5 protein-coding genes and 1 pseudogene are annotated in these 7,991 nt (G+C 63.4%); 5 read left to right on the forward strand and 1 reads right to left on the reverse strand.

Going from position 1 to position 7,991, the window contains the following annotated elements; genetic code table 11:
* The first annotated feature begins 43 nt into the window (after nt 1–43).
* The 4 genes from ACN469_RS24280 to ACN469_RS24295 all read left to right on the forward strand — a co-directional run bounded on the left by ACN469_RS24280 (nt 44) and on the right by ACN469_RS24295 (nt 6,318).
* Nucleotides 44–913 carry a hypothetical protein gene (locus ACN469_RS24280; protein ID WP_498771206.1) on the forward strand — a complete coding sequence of 290 codons (870 nt, stop codon included), beginning with the start codon at nt 44–46 and terminating at the stop codon, nt 911–913.
* Nucleotides 910–3,036 (forward strand): putative metal-binding motif-containing protein, encoded by a 2,127-nt coding sequence (locus tag ACN469_RS24285; protein WP_498771208.1) that lies wholly within the window; start codon nt 910–912, stop codon nt 3,034–3,036. Before ACN469_RS24280 ends, ACN469_RS24285 begins: the two co-directional genes overlap by 4 nt.
* A gap of 115 nt (nt 3,037–3,151) precedes the next feature.
* Nucleotides 3,152–4,024, forward strand: coding sequence for a hypothetical protein (locus ACN469_RS24290; protein WP_498771210.1), 873 nt, complete (start codon nt 3,152–3,154; stop codon nt 4,022–4,024).
* Entirely contained in the window at nt 4,021–6,318 is a 2,298-nt protein-coding gene (locus ACN469_RS24295; RefSeq protein WP_498771212.1) for a putative metal-binding motif-containing protein, read from the forward strand. The genes ACN469_RS24290 and ACN469_RS24295 overlap by 4 nt, the downstream gene beginning before the upstream one ends.
* On the opposite strand, the gene ACN469_RS24300 is transcribed toward ACN469_RS24295, so the two are convergent.
* Complete coding sequence (locus tag ACN469_RS24300; RefSeq protein ID WP_498771214.1) at nt 6,303–7,601, reverse strand: chloride channel protein; 1,299 nt, start codon at nt 7,599–7,601, stop codon at nt 6,303–6,305. The genes ACN469_RS24295 and ACN469_RS24300 overlap by 16 nt on opposite strands.
* Before the next feature lie 219 nt (nt 7,602–7,820).
* Here ACN469_RS24300 and ACN469_RS24305 point away from each other — a divergent pair.
* Nucleotides 7,821–7,991, forward strand: a pseudogene (locus ACN469_RS24305) (SGNH/GDSL hydrolase family protein); the annotation flags it as partial.

The following is a 7,991-nucleotide window of genomic DNA, read 5'->3' on the forward strand; positions in this document are numbered from 1 at the left end:
TCTGAATTTTCCGGTGTTCCGCAGTCGGACTTAGAGTCCAGGCATGTCCAAGTCATGCCTGTGGGGGGACTGCCTGGCGGTCTTCGTCTGTGTGTCGGTGGCCATGCCGCTGCGCGCGCAGGGAGCCGAAGGTGAGGCCCAACGTCAAATCACGGAGGCCATCCGCCTCTACGAGGACCTTGAGTACGAGCGAGCGCTGGAGCGACTGAAGCACGCCAGTCGCCTGCCGCATGGCCCTGCCGAGGCGGTCTCCCTCTCTCTACTTCGCGGCATCATCCAAGCGGACATGGGGAGGTGGGAGGCGGCGCGCAAGGACTTCCGCGAGGCGCTCCAACGCCAACTTGATGCTCAGCTCCCCTTGCATGTCTCGCCCAAGGTGAGCGGCGAGTTCGAGGCACAGCGCACGAAGGTTCGTGAGGCCACGACCGGTCGACGCAAGGCTGCGCCTCCAGTACCCACGCCGCAGGTGGTGGAGGCCGCGCCCGTGGACGAGAAGCCGCTGGCCAGGGAGCCGGAGGTCGCCCGGCCGGACCTGACTCCTCCCAATAGGGATGACGGAGCACCGCCGGAGTGGGCAACGAGTTCCGTGGAGAGAGACGTGGGGCCTGCGTCCCAGGGCGTGCACATCGCGGGACGCCGGGTACCGGTGGTGAGCTGGGCATTGCTGGGGGCGGGCGTCGTGGCGGGCGGGGTGGGAACGGTGTTCGGCCTGTCGTCGCGGAGCCAGGTAGACGATGCGCGGGCTGCACTACTCCAGAAGGACCTTGAGGCCCATCATTCACGGGCGCAGGGAAGTGCCCGGACGGCGAACATCCTCTTCGGCACGGCGACGGCCGCAGCTGTGGGCGCACTGGGGACGTGGCTTTTGATGGACTCCACCGAGGAGCCTACGGCCAGCGGAGGTGTGCGATGAGCCGCTTGGGAACGCTGTGCGTTGCGGGCTTGCTGGTGTTGGGCGGCTGTTCCGTGCCGAGCCTGGAGGATCTCCAAGGAGAGAGGGGGCCTCAACTCGCCATTCGTTACACCGATGGGTTTACAAAGGGCTGCTTCCGAATCACGATTCAAGACCTGACGGATTCAAGTCGCGGCGACACTTTTTCGCTTGAGCCCGAAGCAAATCCAGGCTCCCAATCAGGTGGTTCTGTCTTGACCGTGAATGCACTCCGGAAGAGCGGATGGGGTAGTCGCGTCAAGGCGACGGTTGTCGTTCATGAAGAGCCATGTGACAGGAATGGAATGGTCGTTGAATCCGATGCTGTAGAGTTCAAACTGCCCTCGCGTGAGACAATCACGATGCAGTTCAGTACGCCTGACGCGGACAATGATGGGTTCATTTCTTTCGCGAACGGTGGCTCGGACTGCGCCGACAACGATCGGGAGCGGAACATCAGGCTAGCCGAGGTTTGCGACGACAAGGACAATAACTGCCGCGATGGTGTCGATGAGGGATTCGACAAGGTTTGGTATCTGGACGCAGACAGCGACGGAGTGCCTCGGGGACCAGACTTCATCTTGTCGTGTTTGGCGCCCGGTGCGAAATATGTGAGGAACGCCGGACAGCCGTTCGACTGTGATGATGACAGTTGGGACGTGTATCCGGGCAACGCTGAACGCTGTGACGGCATCGACAATGATTGTGCGAGTATCAATGGTGTGGCGATTGATGAGAACTTCCCTGCGAAGGGAGCCTCGTGCGAGCTGGGCTGCGGAGTTCTGCAGTGTGCACCGGACGGAGCCAGTCTGCAGTGCAGTGCGCTCGCGCCCGACATCTACTATCTGGACGATGATGGTGACGGGGATGGTGTTGCTACTGAGATTCCAAATGTAAACCCCAAGGTTGTCTGTCAGGGCGCCGCGCCACCGGCATCAGGCTATGCCCGGAACCGGAGCGGCGACTGCGACGACAAGGACCCCGCAGCAAACTCATTGCTCCCCGAGGCGTGTGATGCCATCGACAACAACTGCAGTGGGGATGTGAGCGACGAACCGACGACATGTAGTGGCACGCTGAAGGACGTGGTCAGTTATCACCTGACTTCAGCGGACCAGGACTGGAAGACGGTGTCGGTGGGGCCGGGGGGATATCCTGTCTGGGTTGCAGGTGAGGGTGGCAAGTTGGCGGTGCGTAAGTCGGCCAATGCGAAGTTTGAGAGCTTCAGCTATGGGGACCCCACGACTCCGGCCCCCACTGACGGAAGCCTCCCGCTCAATACGAATAACTGCGGTAACCACGACTGGCTGGTCTCCTGGGTGAGTTCTGACGGTGTGGTGTTCCTGGGCGCCGAGGCGGGTTTCGTGGCCATCCATACCGGAGCAACCGGTTTCAATTGCGAACCAGGAACTCCGCCAGTCGCGGCCAACATCACGGGGATGGTGGGCTTCGAATCTGGAGGGCTGATCACTCTCTACCTCACCGACACCGACGGGCGACTGATCAGGTGGAATGTGAGTCGCACGCCCAGGTTCACTGCGCTGCATGACAACAACATCAACCACTACGGCCTCCACGGCGTGAGTGAGAACCTCCTGCTGGTGTCAGGAGGGAGCACGGGGCCGGATAGGCAGCGATTCCTGTCCTACGCAGGTGCTTCTGGGGCGACTGCGACGCCAACAGGGCACACGGCCAATCCCAATGACGTAGTGGGGAAGGCCACTGCGGTGTGGATGGGGATGGCCAGCAATGCGTGCGCGGTGGGAGAGGGCGGGGCCGTGTGGCGTTGGGACGGCACGACGACGTGGAACAAGGTTGATCCCGCCGGAGTGACATTTGACTTCACCAGCGTGGTGATGAGGTACGACGCGCAGAACGCAGCAAATCCGCTGAACAGGCAGTGCTACATGGTGGATAAGGGGGCGACTGGGGCCGGCACTGGGAGCGGAAAGCTGCGTCGGCTGACACCGTTTGGCTGGGCCAAGGGGCCGAACCTGCCCCCGAGCAGGGCGAACGTCCCCTTGCGAGACATCGCTATCGCCGACACAGGAGACCTCTGGATTGTGGGTGACGACGGCCGGGTGTTCCACTACCCGGAGCCGTAGTCGTCGCTCGGGGCCGCGCCACGCTTCGGTCCTGGAGGGCCGGAGCGTGGTGTCTTGGACAGGAAAGACCTGTCTGAATTTTCCGGTGTTCTGCAGTCGGACTTAGAGTCCAGGCATGTCAAAGTCATGCCTGTGGGGGGACTGCCTGGCGGTCTTCGTCTGTGTGTCGGTGGCCATGCCGCTGCGCGCGCAGGGAGCCGAAGGTGAGGCCCAACGTCAAATCACGGAGGCCATCCGCCTCTACGAGGACCTTGAGTACGAGCGCGCGCTGGAGCGACTGAAGCACGCCAGTCGTCTGCCGCACGGCCCTGACGAGGCGGTCTCCCTGTCCCTGCTGCGCGGCATCATCCAAGCGGACATGGGAAGGTGGGAGGCGGCGCGCAAGGACTTCCGCGAGGCGCTCCAACGTCAACTCGATGCGCAGCTTCCCTTGCACGTCTCGCCCAAGGTGAGTGGTGAGTTCGAGGCGCAGCGCACGAAGGTGCGTGAGGCCACGGCCGGTCGACGTAAGGCCGCGCCACCAGTGCCCACGCCGCAGGTGGCAGAGGCCGAGCCCGTGGACGCGAAGCCGCTGGCCAGGAGGGAGCCAGAGGTTGCCCAGCCGGACCTGACTCCTCCGACAAGAGAAGAAAGAGCACCGCCGGAGTGGGTAACAAGCTCCGTAGAGGGAGATGTGGATCACGCGTCGCAGGGCGTGCGTGTCGCAGGACGCCGGGTACCGGTGGTGAGCTGGGCGTTGCTGGGCGCGGGAGTCGCGGCGGGCGGAGTGGGGGCGGTATTCGGCCTGTCGTCGCAGAGTCAGATAGATGATGCGCGGGCCGCACAGCTCCAAGAGGACCTGGAGGCCCACCATTCACGGGCGCAGGGAAGTGCGCGGACGGCGAACATCCTCTTCGGCACGGCGACGGCTGCGGCTGTGGGCGCACTGGCGACGTGGCTCCTGATGGACTCCAACGAGGAATCCGTGGCCCAGGGAGGTGCGCGATGAGCCGCTTGGGAGTCCTGGTCGTTGCGAGCTTGCTGGTGCTCAGCGGGTGTTCCGTGCCGAGCCTTGAGGAACTCGATGCCTCAAGGGGCGTTCGCATCAAGGTCGAGTACACGCCGGGTTTCACGGAGGGCTGCATCGTGATTCAGACCCTGGATGAAGCGAACCCGGTAAACTTCGCGGAGGAGTCCATCTCGGGTCCGGCTCTCGCGCAGAAAACGCCGCCGCTGGAATGGCGGGTGCTCCGTCGGGAGGGATGGAGTACGAAGATGAGGGTTGTGATATCCGCGCGCGAGCAGAACTGCGATGGTTCTGTGGTGACTCAATCGAGTGTGTCCGTCGACCTGTCGGGCAACGGTCGTAAGGAAGGGGTCACCTTGTATCTGCTCACTCCTGACGCAGACAATGATGGGTTCGTTGCCTATGGGAGTGGTGGCACAGACTGTGCCGATGACGACCCTATGAGGAACCCCGCGCAGCAGGAGATCTGCGATGACAAGGACAATAATTGTCAGGGCGGGGTTGATGAGAATCTGCCCCGAGTAGCCCTGTTCCGCGATGTGGACGGAGATGGAACGGGGTTGGAAGCAGTTCAACACTGCGTGCCGATGGGTGGTAGGGGGTACGCAAACGTTGGGGGGGACTGCGACGACAACGATTCGGCTATCGCTCCCGGTATGTTTGATTTGTGCGACGAGAAGGACAATAACTGCAATGGGGTCGTGGATGGGAATCACGACAAGAACTGGTATGAAGACGTCGATGGGGATGGTGCGGTTGGTGCGACCTCGCTTGTGATCCAGTGCACTCAGCCTGACGCCTCGTATCGTCACCAAGCACAGGGGGCGCTATTTGACTGCGACGACAATGATGTCAACACCACGCCGGGCAAGCAGGAACTTTGCGATAACGCCGACAACAACTGCGACGGGAACGTGGACGAGCTGTTTCCGACGAAGAACACATCGTGCAATCTCCCCAGTGTGAGCTGCTCTGGGAGATGGGTCTGCAGGACAGACAAGGCAGGTGTCGGGTGCAACGCGAAGCCTCCGAGGATGTTCTACCCAGACCGTGACGGAGACGGAGACGGAGACTTGTACGCGACGGCGACGGCGGTCTGTGCGGACGTGACACCCCCGCAAGACTCCGTGGCGGACCTTCACGACGACTGCGATGACGTGGACCCGGCAGCGAGTTCGTTGCGTGTTGAGGTGTGCGATGCCATCGACAATAATTGCGACAGTGTCGTAGATAATACTGCGACAGCGTGTGCTGGCACGCTGAAGGCCGTGGCCGACTATCACCTGAGTTCAGCAGCCCAAGATTGGAGGACGGTGTCGGCTGCACCTGGGGGATATCCTGTCTGGGTTGCCGGCATGAACGGCAAGCTTGCGATGCGCAGGGCTGCCAATACGAAGTTCGAGAGTTTCAGCTTTGGAGACCCCACGGTTCCGCCCCCTGCCGGGACCCTCCCAGTCCACCCAAACAACTGTGGCGATGGTGACTGGTTTGTCTCCTGGGTGAACTCCGCCGGTGTGGTGTTCCTAGGCGGGGAGACAGGAATGCTGGCTATCCATACAGGAGGGACCAGCTACACGTGCGACGCAGGAGGAGCGTCATTCCCGGTCAGCCACATCACGGGAATGGTGGGATTCGAGTCTGGAGGGATGACTACCATCTATGTCTCCGACAATTCAGGCCGTTTGATCAGGTGGAATGTTGGTAGAGCTCCTGAATTCACTGAGTTGAATGTCAATAGTCTCAAATATGTCGACATTCACGGCCTGAGTGAGGATTTGTTGCTGGTGTCAGGTGGGCGCTCGGGCCCACCCAAACAGGGGTTCGAGTCCTACGCAGGGGCTTCGACTGGGCAGACTGCGTCTCCTATAGCACACACCGCGAACCCCAACGACGTAGAGGGGCCAGCCAATGCGGTGTGGATGGGGACTGCGAGCAGTGCGTGCGCAGTGGGATACGGCGGGGCTGTATGGCGTTGGGATGGTGCGACGACATGGAACAAGGTTGATTCCGCCGGAGTGACGGTGGAATTCACCAGCGTAGTGATGAGGCAAGGCGCACAGAGCACTGCGAACCCTCTGAATGGGCAGTGCTACATGGTGGACAGGAGCGCGGCAGGAAAGCTGCGTCGGCTGACGCCGTACGGTTGGGCCAAGGGGCCGGACCTGCCACTCGCCAGCGCGGACAAGCCATTGCGCGACATCGCAATGACCCAGGCAACAGGAGAGTTTTGGATCGTCGGTGATGACGGTCGCGTGTTCCACTACCCGGAGCCGTGACCTCCCGGTCCTGAATCCCCGGGCCCACGAGGCCCGGGGTCCTCTAGCTCCCGCAGTGGCACCCACCGCTCCAGCAGCGGCCCGCCGTGCTTCCTCCGGCCAATCCGCTGCGACGGGTAAATCCCTCGGTGGCCCGTCAGCAGATACGCCACCGTCGCCACAATCATCACGTGTGGCAACACCCCCGCGCCCACCAGCTCCACCGCCATGATGGACAACGCCAGCGGTGTATTCGCCGACGCCGCGAACAGCGCCGCCATCCCCACCGCGGCCCCCAGATCCACCGGCAAGCCCAACACCCGCGCCAACACATTCCCCAGGCTCGCGCCAATGAAGAACAGCGGAGTCACCTCTCCGCCCAGGAACCCCGAGCCCAGCGTCACCACCGTGAACACCATCTTCCACGCGAACGCCGACACCGGCAGCGCCGGGTCCTCGAACGCCCTCACAATCCCCGGCACCCCCAACCCCAGATACTCATCCGTCCCCACCCACAGCCACAGCATCACCACCGCCGTCCCACCCATCGCCATCCGCAAAGGCAACCACCGCACCCGCTTCTCCAACAGCGCCTTCACCCGGTGCAGCCCCTCCACGAACACCACCGCCACCACCGCCACGCCCACCGCGAACACCAACCACTTCCCCAGCACCTGCGCCGTCAGCGGCAACACCCCCGGCACCGGATACACCGTGTGGTGAATCCCCAACCCCCGCGTCACCAAATCCCCCACCACCGAAGCCACCAGCGCCGGCAGCAGCGCCTCGTAGCCGAGCCGCCCCACCACCACGACCTCCAACCCGAACACCGCCCCCGCCACCGGCGTCCCGAACACCGACCCGAAGCCCCCCGCAATCCCCGCCGCCAACAACTCCCGCCGTAAATCCGCCCCCGCCCGGAACCGGTGCGCCACCCAATCCGCCAGGCTCCCACCCATCTGCACCGCCGTGCCCTCGCGCCCCGCACTGCCGCCAAACAGGTGCGTCAGCACCGTCCCCACCAACACCATCGGCGCCATCCGCAGCGGCACCTGCGCATCCCCCGTGTGCACCGTGTCCAGCACCAGGTTCGTCCCCCGGCGCACCGGCCCGCCCCACTTCGCGTACACCGCCCCCAACACCCACCCCGCCAACGGCAGCGCGTACACCAACGCCCCCTGGCCCTCACGCAGCCGCGTCGCCGCGTCCAACAGCCACAGGAACCCCGCGGACGCCACGCCGCACACCACCCCCACCACCGCCCCCAGCACCACCCACTGCGCCAGGACTCGCGTCCACCTCACCGGGCCTCCCTCCCAAGCTGTTGAAACATCGTGAAACACCGCGTCATACGTCGCGACGCGTCAGGAACCAGACACCCCAAGGGTGCGACGCTTTGGGTTCCACGCAATCCGCGAATTCTGACTGCTCGCGTTATTCCAGTTTGCGGGTGATTCGCGAATCGACGCCGTGTAGCTTTCGGTTTCCCCCTACATCCCCCACGGGAAGAAAAGAGAGCGGGCATGTCCTTCCGTCGCAATGGGCTGTCCTTCGTCGCCGTTGTCGCTGCCGCCACGGTGAGCGGTAGCGCGATGGCGAGCACCATCAACCAGAACACGTCGTGGACCATCGACCGGTCCACGTCCACGACGAAGTATCGCGTCGTGGCGTACGGCGACTCCATCTATGCCGGC

It is taken from the genome of Corallococcus terminator (genome assembly GCF_049194865.1).
GTDB classification, from domain to species: Bacteria; Myxococcota; Myxococcia; order Myxococcales; family Myxococcaceae; genus Myxococcus; species Myxococcus terminator_A.

What these genes read in the sequence shown, in the direction of transcription:
- ACN469_RS24285 (WP_498771208.1), top strand. Translation starts at nt 910, where the DNA reads ATGAGCCGCTTGGGAACGCTGTGCGTTGCGGGCTTGCTGGTGTTGGGC.
- ACN469_RS24295 (WP_498771212.1), top strand. Translation starts at nt 4,021, where the DNA reads ATGAGCCGCTTGGGAGTCCTGGTCGTTGCGAGCTTGCTGGTGCTCAGC.
- ACN469_RS24280 (WP_498771206.1), top strand. Translation starts at nt 44, where the DNA reads ATGTCCAAGTCATGCCTGTGGGGGGACTGCCTGGCGGTCTTCGTCTGT.
- ACN469_RS24290 (WP_498771210.1), top strand. Translation starts at nt 3,152, where the DNA reads ATGTCAAAGTCATGCCTGTGGGGGGACTGCCTGGCGGTCTTCGTCTGT.